This is a genomic window from Trichormus variabilis 0441, from assembly GCF_009856605.1.
Lineage (GTDB): Bacteria > Cyanobacteriota > Cyanobacteriia > Cyanobacteriales > Nostocaceae > Trichormus > Trichormus variabilis.
In genome coordinates this window covers 122,789-143,985 of the sequence record NZ_CP047242.1, presented here as the reverse complement: position 1 = coordinate 143,985, position 21,197 = coordinate 122,789, and the positions used below count along the sequence as shown (strand labels likewise).

Sequence of the window (21,197 nt, the reverse complement as noted above, 5' to 3'; positions counted from 1 at the left end):
CACAGAGCATAAAAGAACATTAAATTTTGATCTCACATACTGATATGGAGAAAAGATGAGCCAAAGTTTTGAAGTTCAAGAACTTTTAATTGCGATCGCACTACGTCAGCAAAACCCAAGTATTTTAACCGCAGACTTTCTGAAATATACAGGTATTGTACCTAGCGATTGGGAATTAGCTAGGCCGCCAGTTCTCACTAATACTGCTGCTCAAGTTGTATACCAAAATGGAGTCAGCATTGTTGCAGAGGTTAATAGAGTGATTTTTGCTGAAGCACTCGCCAATAAAGAACCTAGCGATGTACAAATTCCATCAATAGCGCATAAATATATTCAGATAGTCAAACAGGTAAACTATCAGGGTGTAGGCATTAACTTACGTGGTTTTGCTCCTTACGATAAAAAAGATATCAACGGGCGTAATTACACGGTTAGCACACTACTTCAGTCTGGAGTGTGGCAAGATTTTGGTTCTGCACCGGTGGAAGCATCTGTTCGGCTAGTTTATACACTAGATGAAACACAGCTATATTTGGATATTAATGAAGCTCAGTTAAAGTATCCAGATCAAACGATTAAACCAGCTGTCTTATTTTCTGCTAATTTCAGCCGTACATTGAATCAACAAGATCCCAATACCCGTTTAGCAGCTATTGGTGAAGTGATTGATAAATGGCATCATGATGTACAAACGCTAAAAGAACTTGTTAACAGAAAATTTTTGAATAATAATGATGAAAATTATCCTATCAATATAGGAACAACGGATTTGCTTCAGTTTCCCAATGCCGTAGCAGAGTAAATAGCAAATTCAAATGTACTAAAATCAAAGGATATCAATTATCCCAAATGTTTAGATACACCGTTTTTCATGGAAGATTCTTGACTTCACATCAAGAATTTCAAATTATATAGCCTTCTCTAAACCACTGAGAAAACCGCAAATCTTTTTAACTAAAGTTTGGTGTTGGAAATCATCTCAATAGTTTGACAATAACTATGAATTAGGGGCTATTTTTTACATTCAGCCTCTTATTTCTATTTAATCGGTTATTTCTTTTCATGGTAAAAGTGTAGCATTTACTCATATTTGATGATGACATAGTCATGAATTCTGAAGACGCAAAAGTATGAAGATAGGAACAGCAAAAAACAGGAATTTATAAGAATTTGAGCAAGTTATTGCGTAAGTTCTGATTATGTGCTTTAATCATCTTCGTGTGAGTTTTTCAGTAAAATTACTGGAATTTTAGGTTGTTCCCTACATAGTAATTAGAGGCTTGTGTTGAAAGCCCTAAAAATATCTTTATTGATCACTATCCAAAACAAATTTATTGTTTGATGGATTACTATGTGCTGCATTTCAAACAGCCACATCTAAATCGATAACAATAAATTACTCAATAATGTCCAGGCAATATTTTTAACCAAATATATTCCAGTAAAGACTTATGGACGCTAACCAGCCACTAGAATCTGCACCTTTAGTAAACTCTGCAACTAATCCGTTAACAATTGAAGGGTTAACAGCAAATACAGTAACTTTTACAGGTGGTGCGGCTGGGGATAGTCTTTATCTGCGAGTCAATGCTGATAGGTTAGAGTACAGTACTGACAATACGAATTACTCTTCAGTAGATGCGATATTCACCTTCTCATCCCAGACTCAGATCAATGTCAATCTCTTAGCTGGGGATGATTCTCTATTTTTAGATGCGTCTTTAATTCAAATTCTACAAACTACTGGTGGGCAATTATCATTTGCTGGTGGTGCAGACGCAGATACAATATTTGGCCCTGGTGGAGTAAATGTCAACTGGAATATCACAGGAACAAACGCTGGTAATATCACAGATATATTTGAGTTCACAGAAACAGAAAACATCACAGGCCGGGGAAACGATACATTAACTGGTCTGAATCAGGCGAATCTGTGGACTATCACTGGCAATGGGACAGGAACGCTAAATGATCAGATTAGCTTTAATGATATTGACAACTTGATTGGTGGCAGTCTACAAGATACCTTCGCCATTAATGGTGCCACAACAGTCAATATCAACGCTGGTGCAGGCGCAGATATTTTTGAGTTGAGTAATGGCTCTACATTGAGTGGGACGATTGATGGTGGTACGGGAATTGATACTCTTAATTATTCTGCCGACACCACAGCACAACAAGTCACTCTCACAGGTCTAGGTAGTAGTGATGGGTTTGCAGGCACAAGCAACCTCACACAACAATTTACCAATATTGATAACGTCATTGGTGGTAGTGGCAATAACACACTCACAGGGTTAAATGCCTCCGCTACATGGGAAATAGACGGCACAAATCGTTACATCAGTACCAATAACCTCAGTTTCACAGGCTTCAGCAATTTGACTGGGGGTAGCAATGCCGACACCTTTATTATTACTGGGAATCAAACGGCTGATTTAAGAGGTCAAGCTGGTGCAGATAGATTCCAATTCAACAATGCTGCCAATTTAACTGGCACAATTGATGGCGGTACAGACTCCGATACCATAGATGCGTCCGCCTACACCACAGCACAACAAGTCAACCTCACAGGTTTAGGTAGTAGTGATGGGTTTGCAGGCACAAGCAACCTCACACAACAATTTACCAATATTGATAACGTCATTGGTGGTAATGCAAGTAACACACTCACAGGGTTAAATGCCTCTGCGATATGGGAAATAGACGGTACAAATCGTTATATTAGTACCAATAGCCTCAGTTTCACAGGCTTCAGAAATTTGACTGGGGGTAGCAATACCGACACCTTTATTATTACTGGTAATCAAACGGCTGATTTAAGAGGTCAAGCGGGTGCAGATCGATTCCAATTCAACAATGCTGCGAATTTAACTGGCACAATTGATGGTGGTACAGACTCCAATACCATAGATGCGTCCGCCTACACCACAGCACAGCAAGTCACCCTTACAGGTTTAGGTGGTAGTGATGGGTTTGCGGGGACACACAGCAGCATCATCGGAGGATTTACTAATATTAGTGCGATCGCAGGTGGTACAGGCACAGATACACTCATCGGTTTAAATGCCTCTGCTACCTGGGAAGTTGACGGTACTAATCGTTATCTGAGTACAAATATCTTAGAGTGGAATAGCTTTGAAAACCTGACTGGTGGTAATCAAGCCGACCTATTCCAATTGAGTGTCAATCCCACAGGACTAATTACTGGTGGTACAGGCGAAGATACCCTCGACTTTAGCAACTTCCCCACAGCAATTAATCTCACTCTCAATGGTGCAAATATCACTGGATTTAATGGTACAGGGACAGTCAGCTTTGCAGGTATTGATACCATAGTCGGTTCCGCAAATACCAGAGATACCCTCACAGCCAATCCTACCGCCTTTAGTGAAAGTGAGTGGAATTTAGATGCTGATCCCACCTTTAGCGATCGCACTCACACCTTAAAATTCTCCCGCATCGAAGACTTAACGGGTAAAAACAACATCCGCTTATCTGGCGCGACAGTTACCAGTACCATCGACCAGGATTTAACCCTGCGGTACAATGCCAACACCACGACCATTGAATTATTCAACAATCTCACCTCAACAGTCATTGATTCCACTGTCATAACTCCCAGCGTCGATAACCTCATCAAAGTCATCGGTACGGCGGGAGCAGATAAACTGACAATAGATGCTTCTGTAGCTAATGCTGGGTTAGCAGTTGTCTTTGATGCCTTAGCCGGAGTTGATGAATTAAATTTAAGTGGTTTCACGACTCCCAAACGCACAGTTCTAGAAAAAAACGATACTAATGGTTTTAGTGGTATTGGGCCAGTTGCCTTTTTAGGTGTAGATAAACTCACAGGCTCAAACGTTACAGGCGACACCCTCGAAGATAAAACAGGGGCATTGATTAGTAGCTGGCAAATTAATAACATCTCCACCTACGACGATGGCACCCATACCCTAGATTTCACAGGCTTTACCAATCTTGTCGGTGGCATTGGCATCGACACCTTTAATATTATCGGTACACAAACAGCTAATCTCATCGGTGGTGCGGGTGCTGATGTCTTCCGATTTGCCAACAATGCCACCCTCACAGGTGCAATTGATGGTGGTACTGGTGCAGATACCCTGACTTATGCAGAATATACCAGCCCACGACAAGTTACCCTGACTAGCATAGGTAGTCAAGATGGCTTTACCGGTACAGAAGCCACAATTTCCGTTAACTTTACCAACATTAATACCTTAAGTGGCGGCAGTGGCAACGATACCCTCACAGGGATTAACGCCGCCGCCAATTGGGAAATCGACGGCACAAATGTTTATCTCAGCACCAATAGTTTGAGTTTCTCTGGATGGGAAAACCTGATTGGTGGTAACAATGTCGATACCTTTGTGATTAGTGGGACACAAACAGTTAATCTCACAGGTGGTGCAGGTGCAGATACTTTCCAATTTAATCAAAGTGCGAGTCTCATCGGTGCAATTGATGGTGGTACAGGTGCAGATACCCTCAACTATGCAGCCTACACCACCGCCAGACAAATCACCCTGACTAACTTAGGTAGCAGCGATGGTTTTATCGGTACAGAAACAACAATTAGCAATAACTTTACCAACATTGATGTTGTAGTCGGTAGTAGTGGCAATGATACCCTCACAGGGATTAACGCCGCCGCTAATTGGGAAATCGACGGCACCAATCGTTATATCAGCACCAACAGTTTAGATATTTCAGGCGTGGAAAATCTCACTGGTGGTAGTAATGCTGACACCTTTACAATATCAGGCGCGCAAACAGCTAATATCATTGGTGGTGCGGGTGCAGATACCTTCCAATTCAATGACACAGCCACCCTCACAGGGACAATTGATGGCGGTACAGGTGCAGACACCCTCGACTATGCAGCCTATACTACAGCCAGACAAATTGCTCTCACAGATTTAGGTATTCGTGATGGCTTTAGCGGCACAGATGCAGCTATTAGCAATGGTTTTAATAATATTGACACGATAGTTGGTAGTAGTACTACTGACACCATCACAGGAATTAACGCTGCGGCTAATTGGGAAATTGACGGCACAAACCGTTATCTCAGCACCAATATCCTCAACTTCTCAGGCATTGAGAATTTAGTAGGTGGTAGTGATGCTGACACCTTTACAATATCAGGCGCACAAACAGCTAATATCATTGGTGGTGCGGGTGCAGATACCTTCCAATTCAATGACACAGCCACCCTCACAGGGACAATTGATGGCGGTACAGGTGCAGACACCCTCGACTATGCAGCCTATACTACAGCCAGACAAATTGCTCTCACAAGCTTAGGCATTAGTAATGACTGGAATGGAACAGAAGCAGCCATTACAGAGGGATTTAAGAATATTGACACAATAGTTGGTAGTAGTGCTACTGACACCCTCACAGGGATTAACGCTGCTGCTAATTGGGAAATAGACGGCACAAACCGTTACCTCAGCACCAATATCCTCAACTTCTCAGGCATTGAGAATTTAGTGGGTGGTAACAATGTTGATAACTTTGTCATATCTGGCACACAAATAGCCAACCTGATAGGCGGATCTGGCTCAGATACGTTCCAATTCAGTGACACAGCCACCCTCACAGGGACAATTGATGGCGGTACAGGTGTAGATATCCTCGACTACACAGCCTACACCACAAATCGCAATGTTATCTTAACTACCTACGGACAAATAGATGGGTTTGTCGGCACAGAAGATTCTTTTGATGAAGGCTACTTTACTAACATTGATAACATCGAAGCCGGAACATCAAATAGTGACAACATCTTTGGGGTATCTGCCACAGCATTATGGATACTGAACAATACTGGTAGGTATGAAAGTACCAATATTATCGATGTCCTCAATCCCATAGACAGGATTCTCAATTTCAGCAACTTCGAGAATTTAATTGGTGGTGCAGGAACAGATACATTTAGGATTGAGGGAACACAAACAGTCAATCTTTCAGGTAGAGAGGGAACTGACAACTTTGAGTTTGCCGATGCAGCTACCTTAATCGGTGATATTGATGGCGGCAAAGATACCGACAAACTAGATTTTGCTGCTTACACAACGGCGCGACAAGTCGCCTTGTTTCAAGCGGGAAATGTTGATGGCTTTGTCGGCAAAGAATCCGCAATTAGCAATTTATTCTTTAATATTGATGAGATTATTGGTGGCACACAGACAGATACACTCATTGGTACAAATGTAGCAGCCGACTGGCTACTAAATGATACTAATTGGTATATCAATAGGAATGATAATGATATTGAGCCGAATGATATCAATTTTTCTAGCTTTGAAAATTTAGTTGGTGGCTCTGAAACAGATATTTTTAGTATTAATGGCACACAAACAGTCAATATCTTTGGACAAGGTGGCGCAGATACATTCTTGTTCGCCAATGGTGCTGACTTTACAGGTGCAATTGATGGCGGTACAGAAAATGATCGCCTTGATTTTAGTAACTCCAACACAGGAGTGCAAATTGCCCTGACTGGACTAGGAGATAGTCAAGGCTGGAACGGACAGCAAGATGAAAATCTCTTTTTCAATATTGACGGAATTGTCGGGGGAAGCGGAACAGACTCGATCACAGGCTTAGATGAGGCCGCTACTTGGTTACTAGAAGACAGGTCACAGGCAGAAACCGATTGGTATATTATCAAAGATGAATCGCTCAATGATAAATCGCTTTATCTAGACAACTTCGAGATATTTGCTGGTGGTTCAAAAGCCGACGCTTTTAGGGTTAGTGGTACACACACCATCAATCTCTTTGGACAAGATGGTGATGATAGCTTTGTATTCACCGATCAGGCTGTCTTAAATGGAGTAATTGACGGCGGTGCAGAATCAGATACTCTCGACTTTGCAGCCTACACAACAGCAAGGCAAGTCACCCTGTTTACCCTGGGAATTATAGATGGTTTTATAGGCACAGCCACAGGAATTAGCCAGAACTTCTTTAACATTGATGCGATCGCGGGTAGTAGTGCCGATGATACCTTAACTGGTGTAGATGCAGAAGCTACTTGGCAAATCGACGATGGTAGCTGGTATTTCAGTAACGAACAACAAGTATATTTAACTAGTTTTGAAAATTTAGTTGGTGGAATTGGCCCTGATCAGTTCACAATTACAGGTACCTCTACTATCAATCTCTTCGGTGGTGCAGGCGATGACGTATTCCAGTTGTTAGATAATGTTGGAATTGTGGGAGCGATCGCTGGTGGCACAGGCAAAGATGTCTTAGACTATTCTTTCTACACCACAGGCATCACCGTCAATTTAACTGTTGGTAGTGCTACTAACATCACTAATGGCATTCAAGGTATAGAAAATGTCACAGGAGGAATTAGCAATGACTTAATCATAGGCGATAGTCAGGATAATACCTTAGCTGGAAGCGGCGGCAACGACACCTTAAACGGTGGTGATGGCGATGATACCTTAATTATCTCTGTTTTGGGCATTTCCACTGTAGATGGAGGTAATGGAAAAGATACCCTCGTTGTCCGAGGTAGTGAGGATGCAGACAACCTAGAAGTTGCCAATAACAAAATTACCACCGCCGACGGCACTCTAGAATTAGTCAACTGGACTGGAGTCGAAGCAGTTGAGGTCAAAACCTTAGCAGGAGATGACGTAATTACAGTTAGCGTCACAGACGGTAGCCCCAAAATCACCTTAGATGGCGGTGCAGGACAAGATTCCCTCTCTTCTAACAATCAAACCAACGTCTGGACAATGACCAGTGGCCTTTCTGGGACACTGACCACAGGAGATGTTAATCCTGTAACTATCAACTATCTAGACATTGAGAAACTCGTTGGTGGAGCAGGTAAAGATACTCTAGTTGTTGGTGCATTTGTACCCCCGGATAATCGACCAGAACCACCAAAACCACCAGAACCACCAGAACCACCAGAACCACCAGAACCACCGAGACCGCTACCAGAGCCAATACCACAACAACCAGCACCGCCAATACCGCCAAGACCACCGATAATCTTACCGCCAATACCAATACCAATACCAATACCACCAATACCAATACCAATACCAATACCGCCAATACCAATACCAATACCAATACCGCCGCCACCACCACCACCACCACCCATACCACCGCGACCAGAACCACCGCCACCAATACCACCGCGACCAGAACCACCACCACCCATACCACCGCGACCAACAAAGGCGGAAAAGCCAGATCCAGAGGAGCAAGATCCAGATCGGGAGGAAGAGGAGGAAGAAACTCCCTGCGAAGCCACACAAACCTTTGATGGTGGCACGGGAGAGAATGCCTTACAAGCAGGTGATTGTGCCAATGTTTGGACAATTACAGGATTCAATTCGGGAACACTCACAAGCGGTGCAGGTATCAAAACCTTCTCTGGTATCGGCACTCTCATCGGGGGAGCGTCCAGCGATATCTTCATCTTCAGTCTTGGGGGCAGCTTAAGTGGTTCTATTGACGGCGGCGGTATTGCCTTACTCAATAGCTTAGAAGCTGGCCCAGGAAACAATGACTGGACAATCGCTGGTAGCAATGCTGGAACTGTCACTAACTTGGCTAGTGGATTTAAAAATATTGCCACTGTCCGGGGTGGATTAGGTGCTGATACCTTCACACTGGAGGCTGGAGGCAGTTTAGATGGCAGCATTGAGGGTGGCGGATTAGCTAACCTCAACACCATCAAAGGCAGTAATCAATCTCTGGACTGGACGATCGCTGGTGCTAACACTGGTAGTGTCACAGGAGTCTCTCTCGGCTTTACCAATATCGGTAATTTAGTCGGTAGTAGTAGCAGTGATACATTTACCCTGACTGTTGCCGGCAGCCTCGCAGGTAGCATTGATGGCAATGGTGGCAACAACACCCTACAAGGGGTTAGTGTCGAAAATACCTGGACAATTACCAGTAACGATACAGGCAGTATTGATAATATTGCCGGGACACTTGAGTTTAGCGACATTGCTAACCTGATTGGTGGTAATGCAGATGACACCTTCATCCTGGAAAACAACAGTCAAATCACAGGCGAAATCGTCGGTGGAGGTGGTAACAACACCCTACAAGGGGGTAGTGTCGAAAATACCTGGACAATTACCAGTAACGATACAGGCAGTATTGATAATATTGCCGGGACAACAGAGTTTAGCGACATTGCCAACCTGATTGGCGGCGATGGAGATGACACCTTCATCCTGGAAGGTGACAGTCAAATCACAGGCGAAATCGCTGGTGGAGGTGGTAACAACACCCTACAAGGTGGGAATGTCGATAACGAGTGGACAATTGTCACTGACAATATGGGTGATCTCACCAATATTGGTAGTGGCGAGATAACTTCGTTTAGGGAAATTGCCAACCTCATCGGTGGTAATCAAGCTGATACCTTCACTCTGTCAGAAGACAGCCACATCACAGGCACAATCGATGGTGGCAATGGTAAAAACACCCTAGAAGGCGGTGACTCATATAACACCTGGACAATTACAGATGAAAATGCTGGGAATATCAGCAATAGTGACGGCACAACCAACTTTACAGAAATAACCAACTTGATTGGTGGTGATGATGATGACATCTTCATCCTGGAAAATAACAGTCAAATCACAGGTGAAATAGCTGGTAAAGAAGGCGACAATACCCTCAAGGGCGGCAATGTCAGGAATACTTGGACAATTACGGCTGAAAACGCAGGTTATATTGAGAACCGTGGTGATAACACTAACTTTACACAAATAACCAACCTGATTGGTGGTAATGATGATGATACCTTCATCCTAGAAGGAGATAACCGCATCACAGGCGAGATATCAGGCGGTGGCGGTAACGATACCCTAGAAGGGGGTAATGTCAGCAATACCTGGAGAATTACCGATAACAATGCCGGGGTAGTTGAAAATAGCACAGGTAGAACAGAATTTAACCAAATCGCCTACCTCACAGGTAATGATCAAGCTGACATCTTCATCCTAGAAGACAATAGCCATATCACCGGGGCGATCGCTGGTGGTGGAGGTACAAATACCCTCCAAGGTGATAATGTTAGGAATACTTGGACAATTACGGCTGAAAATGCCGGGAATATCACCAATCGTGACGGCACCACCAACTTTACTCAAATCGCCAACCTGATTGGTGGTAATGATGATGACACCTTCATCCTGCAAGGAGATAACCACATCACAGGTGAGATTGCAGGTAGAACAGGCGAAAACACCTTACAAGGTGGTGATGTCGAGAATAATTGGACAATTAGCGATGAAAATGCAGGTGAGATTGATAATCAAGGCGGTAGAACCAACTTTACAGAAATTAGCAACCTGATTGGCGGTAATGACGACGATACCTTCATTCTGCGAGCAGATAACCGCATCACAGGTGAGATTGCAGGTAGAGCAGGTGACAACACCTTAGAGGGCGGTAATGCTGAGAACACTTGGACAATTACCGATGAAAATGCCGGGAATATTACCAATAATTCCGGAAGCACAGCCTTTACAGAAATAGCTAACCTGACCGGTGGCAATGACAATGATATCTTCATCCTCGATGAAGATGGCTACATTACAGGTGCGATCGCTGGTGGTGAAGGTGACAATACCCTACAGGGCGGTAATGTCGAGAATAACTGGACAATTAACGCCGAAAACGCTGGTACAGTTGACAATGGCAACGACACCACCGCATTTAGGGAAATTAACAAACTGATTGGCGGTAATGACGAAGATACCTTTGTCTTTGAGGACAATGGCTTATCGAACTTTGATTTTACAGTTGATGGTGGACAAGGCGACCCACAACTAAATACCCTAGAAATCAATGCTGATACAGACCTCAATTGGTTAATCAACCGTCAAAATGGCGGAGAAGTGTCAGGAGAAGACTTACTCTTAGAATTTGACAACATTGCCAACTTAACAGGCAGTGCAGGTAACGATGAATTTAAGTTAGAAGATGCCACTGTTGCCGAAGGTGGCACAATAGACGGGCGTGCCGGAGTTAACAGCTTAAGTGGCGGAATTACTGATACTACCAATACTTGGGTGGTGAATGGGGTTAATAGTGGCAATTTCACCGCCACTAAAGATGGCACAACTTATACCTTTGACTTCACCAACATTCAAAACCTCAATGGTAGTGATGCTGATGATGTCTTCAAGTTACAGGGTGGTGTGCTGTATGGTTCCGGCGCAATTAATGGTGGTGGCGGTAAGGATACCATCGAGCAACAAGGTAGTGCCGACGATGATGATGATGACTTTACAACTACCTGGACTTTAACCGACGAAGATTCCGGTACAATCTCCGATTCCACACCAGAAACCTTCACCGTCAATGGTCAAACCGTCACCACCAACTTGGTTCTCAGAAATGGCTTCACCAACATTGAAAATCTTGTGGGTGGTGCAGATGAAGATGTATTTATTGTCAATGATGGTGTCACCTTCACAGGCAACATTGACGCAGGCGATGGTGGCGATACAGTAATTGTCAATGGTACAGGCACAATTACTGGCTCAGTCAGTGGTGGAGAGAATACTAATGGCACAGTGGATGTCATCGACTTGTCAGGCATTGCTGATCCGGTAGTGTTCAATCTACAAGACATTAACTTCAGCGAATTTGAAGTTGTCATCGGCAATAACCAAAACAGCACCATCATCGGCTCAGATCAACCCAATACTTGGGAAATTACTGGCGAAAATGAGGTAGTGATCGAAAACATTACCTTTATTGGCTTTAATAACTTAGTGGGTGGTGCAGGTGTCGATACCTTTAACTTCACAGCCGCAGATGCAGTAGTACATATTGATGAAGAAGTACCACCAGATGCCACAGGTGAAGTCTTTAGTTTGGCACTGATTACAGGCAACCTACTGGCGCGGCTATTGGCACGTAATCCTGAAGATACCGTCACCATCAGCGATGTTGACGGCACAATAGTTACAGGTGATGAATCCACTGTAATTGCAGGTAACTATGGCAGACTGAATATTAATGAGGATGGGACTTACAGTTATGCAGTGGAGTTATCAGATCCAGCCGTAGTCAACTTACCTGTAGGTGCCAGCCTGACCGATACATTTAGCTACACAATTGAGCAAGGTACAAACAGTATTACCACTGAGTTGATCGTTACCATCCAAAACACTGCCGATGGCTTGATCATGACGGATAACGTCAACAGCATTGATATTACAGGTAGTATCAGTGCTGGTGGTGGTGATGATATCTTTAATTTCGCTAACGATGCCCTGATTAGTGCCGTAATTAATAGCGATGCTGGTGGAGATAACTTTAACTTCGCTGATACTGCTCAGGTAGTTGGTACAGTTGACGGTGGTGATAATCTTGCTGATACATCCGATGTAGTTGATTTCTCCCAAGCTAGTGGCACGGTGGTAATTAACCTGGGTGACAATAACTTTAACAACATCGAAACCTTTATCGGTAACGGTATTGGCACCACCTTAATTGCATCTGATACCAATAATACCTGGACAATTAATGTCTCTAATGGCTTTGCACTGGAAGATTTGGGAATTTTTGGTGTTAGCAACACCCTCAATCAAGGCGGTTCTAATACTAATATCGAATTCAATTATATTGGTAATTTAACAGGTGGCTCAGGTAACGACACCTTTAAAATCAAAAGCACAACTTTGACAGTTAACGGTAAAGAACAAGTCGACTGGGGAGTAATAGGAAAAATTGATGGTGGACAAGGAAACAATGCGATCCTGATGGATGGTATTAATACCGTAGGTATTACTTGGGAAATAGATGGTGGCAATGCCGGAAAAGCTTACGATCAACTGAGCTTAGTAGGAGGATTTAACTCATTAGGACAACCTGTCCCGCCAGCCAGATTTAGCTTTGATCGCATCACCTTTCAACAGCCCCACAATTTATTGGATGGTCAGACTGTCTTATATGCTCACGAGTATTATCTGCCTCCAGATATTTCCACTCCTGAAGATATAAACTACGATCTAAGCGGACTAAAACGGGGTGAGTTATATACAGTCAGGAGAATTAATGAGTCGACTATTTCCCTTGTGGATAATCAAGGAAAAACCGTTACTGGGTTGTCTTTTCCTTCCATACCAGGAACTTCCATAACAGGAACACATTGGTTAACTAAGCAAGTTCGCCTGAATTTCCAAAATATTGGTGACATCACAGGTGACGGCAACAATGATACTTTCTTCCTGCGTCCTCATGGTAGTTTATCGGGAACGATTGATGGTGGTGGTGGCAATAACAGCTTACAAGGAAGCGATACAGCTAATATTTGGAGCATTGAAGGCTTTAATGCTGGCAAGATATTCCCCAGCACAGGGCTAACTTTTGATGGTAGTTCTTCCTCCGTTGTCAATACTGGCAACAATATTACCTTCTCCTATCGCCATAACTTAGTGACAGGCGATCGCGTCCAGTATCGCAATGGCACAAATCAAGCGAATGGAGATATTGGTGGATTGGTTAGTGGTGATTTCTATCAGGTAATTCGTCAAGATGACTTTACAGTTAAACTCACTAATTTATCTAATAGTAATTTTCCAATTTCCTTATCCCCAACAATAGACGGCGGCAATAACCACGAACTGATCAAGACAAACACCTTTATCGGCAGCGAAGGCGTAGAGCGGAACCCACTACTTAACCTGGGTCAATATGACTATGTTGCCTACGATAGCTCCAGAGTCGATACAACTAACAAGACAATTACTTTCTCCAGCGCTCATAACTTTGTAACGGGCGATCTCGTCCAATATCAATATGCTTATCAAGCGGGTGAAACTGAAACACTTGTTAATAGAGAATATTATCGAGTCATTCGTCAAGATAACTTAACGATTCAACTAACACAAACAGGTAGCAACATCCCCATTGACTTGCAATCTGCTATTCCCCTTAATGGCCCTCAGTTTTTAGTTAAGGCAAATGATGTTAATCGTATACGTAGTTCAGCCGAAAATATTCCTGGATTAAATGTCAGCGAATTTACCGGAGAATTTATCGAATTTGCTCGACCCCATAACTTGTCTAATGGTCAAGCTGTCGCCTTCCGCGCTCTCAGTGATGATAGATCATCGTTGAACGATTGGAATCTAGAAAAATACGAGGAAGGAGTTGGGGATAGCATCATCTACTATGCGATTAAGATAGATGATTACAGAATTGCCTTGGCAAACAGTTTTTCAAATGCCATCGGAAGAATACCAATATTTCTTGGCTTTGATGGAAGTATGGAAGGACAACTTACACCAGTTAGCAACTTCCAAAGGATTGAGTCTCTATTTGGTGGTGCGAGTAGCGATTTCTTCAGTATTAAGAATGGTCGTATCGGAGGATTCGATACCAATTCAGGCGGAATTTTCGGTCGTGGCGGAATTAATACTTTAAAACAAAGCCCTTCTGACATCTGGAATTTACGTGGAATTGATAGAGGGGAAACAAATTTCGTCTTTCAATTCTCGCAGATTAGTAACCTCATTGGCAGTAATGTGAATGATACCTTTATTGTCAATAAAAACGCTCGCTTGACAGGTAGCATTGATGGTGATTCAGGAGACAATACCTTACAAAGCAACAGTGCCAATTTTGTTAATTGGACAATTTCTGGGCAGAATGCTGGCTTATTACAAGGCGAACAAGAGGAGCAGGGATTATCATTTAATCGTCTTGGCGGGGGAACTATCTTAACTAGCGACTTCAGACGCAATCATAATTTAGTCACCGGGCAAGCTTTCTCTAATTACTTTGTGATCAAGCTCAATAATCAGGAGATTCAGTTAGCAGCAACTCTAGAAGATGCCTTTGCTGGTCAGGCAATTTCTCTCACAAGCGATCGTTACTCCGGAATTCCTAAAACTGCTATTTCTTTCAATAACATTACTAGGCTTGAGGGTAGTGACAATGCAGATACCTTCACCATAGCTGACGAACGTGTAGTCTCCTCGATCAATGGTAAAGGTGGTAATAATACTCTCCAAGCTCTCAATGTACTCAATCAATGGTTAGTGACAGGAACTGATGCGGGTAGTCTGAGTTTCTCACCCATTGAAGGGAACAATGCAACCATTAACTTTACTAATGTCGGTAATTTACAAGGAGGAACAGAACGCGATCGCTTTACTCTAGCTGGTGGTACTTTATCAGGTACAGTCAATGGTGAAGGTGGTGACGATACTTTAGCGATCGATTCTAATATTACGACAACTTGGACTGTGACAGGGGCAGATGCAGGAACGGTTACAGGTATCACAGGTGGTTTCAGTAATATTGCCAACCTGAAAGGTGGCAATAGAGAAAATACATTTATTCTCGATAACAACGGTAGTCTCTCTGGCAACATTGATGGCGGTTTAGGGGCTGATACTTTCATTATCGGTGGCGGTGGTAGTTTATCTGGCTTTAACTCCATTGATGGCGGTGGCTTTGCTGATATTAATACCATCCAGATAGCTAATACTAATGGCAGACCCTATACTTGGGAGATTACTGGTGCTGACAGAGGAAATCTGCAAGGAGCGATTAATCTCTTTAGCAATATCGGTAAGCTAGTTGGCGGTTCAGGGGGTAATACTTTCATCTTCCAACCTGGCGGTTCACTCAGCCCCGGAGGTATTATTGATGGTGGTAGAGTGTCGTCGCCACTAAATACTCTACAAATTAACTCTACCTTAGCCTTAAATTGGTCAATTAACAGTCAGGATACTGGATTAGTTCAAGGACAAAACTTCTTACTTTCTTTCAGTAATATTGCTAACTTAAAAGGTGGTTTCAATACTGATACTTTCTTAATGAACAATGCTGCTGTCTCACCAGGAGGTACTATTGACGGTGGTACGGGTGTTAATTTACTCCTCGGCGGCTTTAGCGGTATAACTAATACCTGGATAGTTAATGGCATCAATAGCGGTATTTTTGTTGCACCTCAAACAACCTTTAATTTCAGCAATATTCAGAACCTCAATGGTAGCAATGCTGATGATGTCTTCAAGCTGCGCGGTGGTGTGCTGTTTGGTTCAGGCTCAATTGATGGTGGTGGCGGTGACGATACCATCGAACAAGAAGAAAATGTCACCACAACTTGGACATTAACAGGAGATGGTGCAGGGAAAGTCTCTGATGCAACTCCCGAAACCTTTACCGTTAATGGTGTGACTGTTACCACTAGTGAAATCCTCAAAGATGGTTTCAGAAATATTGAAAACCTCATTGGTGGTGCAGAAGCAGATATCTTTATCGTCAATGATGGTGTTACCTTTACGGGCGGTGTTGACGGTGGTGGTGGTAGCGATCGCTTTAATTTCAACGGTACGTCACAAATCACTGGTAACATTGGCGGTGGTAACGACGATGTTGGCGGCGTAGATTTACTAGATTTCTCTGGCTTTACTGGTACAGTCACCATTGACTTAAATAATCCCGCCTTGACTGGGATAGAAACAATTATTGGTAACGGTGCAAACACAACCATCATTGGCAAAAACACCGCCAACACTTGGACAGTCAACGATGCTAACGGTACAGTTAACGGTTTGACCTTTACTAATGTGCATAATCTGCGTGGTGGTAGCGATATTGATACATTTAATATTCAATCCGCAACCAACGCCATCACCATTGATGCTGGTGCAGGCGACGATCAGATTAAGATAGGTAATCTCACCCCGAATTTGGGTGGCACAGTGAATAATATTACCGGAGCATTAACCATTACTGGCGGTGAAGGTAATGACCAGTTAACTATCGATGATAGTGGCGATACAGCCGCTAGTACAGGTACTCTCACCGCCACTACAATTACAGGCTTAAGTCCTAGCAGTATCACCTACGGTACAGTAGAAACACTGAACGTGAATCTGGGCAGTGGCGCGAATAACTTCACTGTGCAAGGAACTACTGCTGTCACCACCATTATAGGTGGCTCAGGCGATGACATAATTGATGCTTCTGCTTCTAGTCAAGCTATTACCATCTTCGGTAATGCTGGTAATGACCGCATTACTGGTGGTGCAGGAAATGATCGCCTAGATACTGGTACTGGTCAAGATTTTGTCATAGGTGGTGCAGGTAATGACTTCATTACTGTGCAAGGAACTAGCGGTGGAGGCACAACAGTATTAGGCGGTTTAGGTGATGATCGTATTGAAATTGGCACTCCTCTAGCTGATGCTGGCAGAGTTGGCAGAACTCTCAATAATCTTTTGGCTGGCTTAACTATTAATGGAGAAGCAGGAGTTGACACATTAGGTGTTTATGACGACTTTGATACTATTGCCAACACAGGAAGTATCACTTTTAATAACATTCTTGGCTTAGGAATGGCTGCTAGTGGACTCTTTTACATCGGAATAGAAAATCTAACTGTGGAATTGGGTGATGGTGCTAATAGTTTCACGGTGCAGAATACCAACCCCAATGCTACTACCACCATCACTGGCGGTAGTGGTGTAGACACAATTAATGTGCAGACGATTAACAGCGTCACCACAATTAATGGAGATGCAGGTAATGATGTCATTAATGTTGTTAGTCCCGGAGCGCCAACAGTCAATACAATAGCAGCTGGTTTAACCATCAACGGTGGTGCTGATACTGACACCATAACCATCAATGACAGTGGCGACACCGCAGCCAATACAGGCACATTAACCAGCACCACAATTACTGGTTTAAGTCCCGCTACCATCACCTACGGCACAGCAGAAACCCTCAACATTAATTTAGGTGCAGGTGCAGATACCTTTACTATCAGCAGCACCAGTGCGACAACCACAATTAATGCAGGTGTCGGTAATGATACTCTCAATGTACTAGCGATCGCTAATGCCACAACCTTGAATGCAGGTATAGGCAATGATGTGATTAATGTGGGTAGTGCCACAACACCAACAGTCAATGGCATAACGGCTGCTTTAACCATCAATGGTGGTGCTGAAACCGACACCGTCAACATCAATGACAGTGGTGACACCGCAGCCAATACAGGCACATTAACCAGCAGCACAATTACTGGTTTAAGTTCCGGTAGCATCACCTACGGCACAGTAGAAACTCTCAACATTAATCTGGGTGCAGGTGCAGATACCTTTACTGTCAGCAGCACCAGTGTGACGACTACCATTAATGCAAATGGCGGTGCGGATACTCTGAATGTAGAAGCTATCAGTAATGCCATCACCCTGAATGCAGGTGCAGGTAATGATGTGATTAATGTGGGTAGTGCCACAACACCAACAGTCAACGGCATAGCAGCCGCTTTAACCATCAATGGTGGCACTGAAACTGACACCGTCAACATCAATGACAATGGCGACACCGCAGCCAATACAGGCACATTAACCAGCAGCACAATTACTGGTTTAAGTCCCAGCACTATCACTTACGGCACAGTAGAAACTCTCAACATTAATCTGGGCGCAGGTGCAGATAGCTTTACTGTCAGCAGCAGCAGTGCAACAACCACGATTAATGCAGGTGGCGGTGCGGATACTTTGAATGTACTAGCGATCGCTAATGCCACAACCCTGAATGCCGATGCAGGTAATGATGTGATTAATGTTGGAACTGCCGGAACACTAGCAGCCAATGGCATAGCAGCCGCTTTAACCATCAATGGTGGTAGTGAAACTGACACCATCACTATCAATGACAGTGGTGATACCGCAGCCAACACAGGCACATTAACGTCCACCACAATTACTGGTTTAAGTAGCGGTACCATCACTTACGGCACAGCAGAAACTCTCAACATTAATCTGGGTACAGGTGCAGATACCTTGACTGTCAGCAGTACCGGTGCTGCAACCACGATTAATGCAAATGGCGGTAATGATACTCTCAATGTACAAGCGATCGCTAATGCCACAACCCTGAATGCCGATGCAGGTGATGATGTGATTAATGTTGGTGGTGGCACACCAAATACTGTCAATGCTATCGCTGCTGCTCTCACCATCAATGGCGGTGCTGACACTGACACCATCACCATCAATGACAGTGGCGACACTGCTAACAATACAGGTACACTCACAGCCACAGCCCTCACAGGCTTGGGTAGCAATGGCATCACTTATGGCACAGTAGAAACTCTAAATATCAACCTCGGTAGTGGCTCAAATAACTTAACTGTACAGGGAGTTAGTGCAGCTACCACCATTACAGGTGGATCAGGCAATGACACAATTAATGCCTCGGCTATTAACCAAGCGATCGCCATTTATGGTAATGCTGGTAACGATAACATTACCGGCGGTGGAGGTAATGATACCCTCGACAGTGGTACTGGTGAAGATACGGTGACTGCGGGCGGAGGAAATGACTTAATTTACGTCCAGGGAACTAGCGGTGCAGGCACAACAATTAATGGAGATGCAGGTAATGATGTAATTAATATTGGTAGTAGCACATCAAATACTGTCAATACGATTGCTGCGGCTTTAACCATCAATGGTGGTAATGGTATTGATACTGTAAACATCAATGACAGTGGCGACACAGCAGCCAATACAGGCACATTAACCAGCACTGCAATTACTGGTTTAAGTCCCGCTACCATCACCTACGGCACAGTAGAAACTCTCAACATTAATCTGGGTGCAGGTGCAGATACTTTGACTGTCAGCAGTACCAGTGCCACAACCACGGTTAACGCAGGTGGCGGTAATGACACTCTGAATGTACTAGCGATCGCTAATGCCACAACCCTGAATGCAGATGCAGGTAATGATGTAATTAATGTGGGTAGTGCTGAAGCAACAATACTCAATGTCATAGCATCTGATTTAACCATCAATGGTGGTGATAATGCTGACACCATCAACATCAATAATAGTGCTAATACTGCTAACAATTCAGGCGGATTAAGCAGCACCACTATTGATGGTTTGGGTCTCCGTCGTCCTATCAATTACAGCACAGTAGAAACTCTCAACATTAATTTGGGTACAGGTGCAGATCGCTTTACTATCAGCAGTACCGGTGCTGTAACCACAATTAACACAGGTGGTGGTAATGATACTGTGAATGTAGAAGCGATCAGTCATGCCACAACCCTGAATACAGGTGCAGGTAATGATGAGATTAATGTTGGTAATCGCGGACTAAGAACAGTCAATGACATAGCAGCCGCTTTAACCATCAATGGTGGTGCTGATACTGACACCGTAAGGATTAATGACACAGACGACAATACAAACAATACAGGCACATTAACCGCCACTACAATTACTGGTTTAAGTCCCACTACCATCACCTACGGCACAGTAGAAACTCTCAACATTGAGTTGGGTAGGGGTGCAGATACCTTTACTGTCAGCAGTACCAGTGCAACGACTACCATTAATGCAGGTGACGGTGCGGATACTCTGAATGTACAAGCAATCACTAATGCCACAACCCTGAATGCAGGTACAGGTAATAATGTCATTAATGTTGCGAGTGCTGGAACACCGACAGTCAATGGCATAGCAGCTGCTTTAACCATCAATGGTGGGCCAGAGAACAATAGCCTCGAAGTTAGGGATAGCGGTGATACCACAGCTAATACAGGTACATTAACTGATACTCAGTTGACAGGATTAGGTATGACAGGTGGAATCACTTATCGAGAAATCACCAATTTAAGTATCAGATTAGGTAGTGGTAACAACAACTTTACTATTGCCAGTACATTTCCTCGTACTACAACCTCGATTTATGGTAATGTAGGAGCAGAAACCTTTAATGTGCGCTCTATCCGTAGCAGTACCAACATATTTGCTGCCGGTGGCAACGATACCATCAATGTCAGCACTTCTGCACCAAACGGCGGAGGTATAGTTAACGAAATTTTAGCTCTACTCTTCGTCGATGGCGGTGCTGGTGGTGATACTTTAAACGTAGATGATAGAGGTGATGGCGCGCCTAACAACGGCACAATGACCGCCAACACTATCACAGGCTTAGGTATGAGTAATGGCATCAGCTACACACTCTTAGAAGCGACCAATATTTTACTCGGTTCTGGTAATGATATTTTCACTATCAACAGCAAAATACCAGGTAGTAGCATCCTAGTTGATGGCGGTCCTGGAATTGACTTGATCTTTGATTTCACCTTCTCAGCAATCGTCCGCAATGCCTAA

General features: G+C 43.6%; 2 protein-coding genes. Both read left to right on the top strand.

All coding sequences use genetic code 11. The features are described 5' to 3' along the window. The first annotated feature begins 55 nt into the window (after nucleotides 1-55). Nucleotides 56-802, top strand: a complete 747-nt coding sequence (locus tag GSQ19_RS00475; protein WP_011320843.1) for a hypothetical protein — start codon at nucleotides 56-58, stop codon at nucleotides 800-802. 649 nt (nucleotides 803-1,451) lie between these two features. Continuing rightward, nucleotides 1,452-21,197 carry a hypothetical protein gene (locus tag GSQ19_RS00470; protein WP_011320842.1) on the top strand — a complete coding sequence of 6,582 codons (19,746 nt, stop codon included), beginning with the start codon at nucleotides 1,452-1,454 and terminating at the stop codon, nucleotides 21,195-21,197.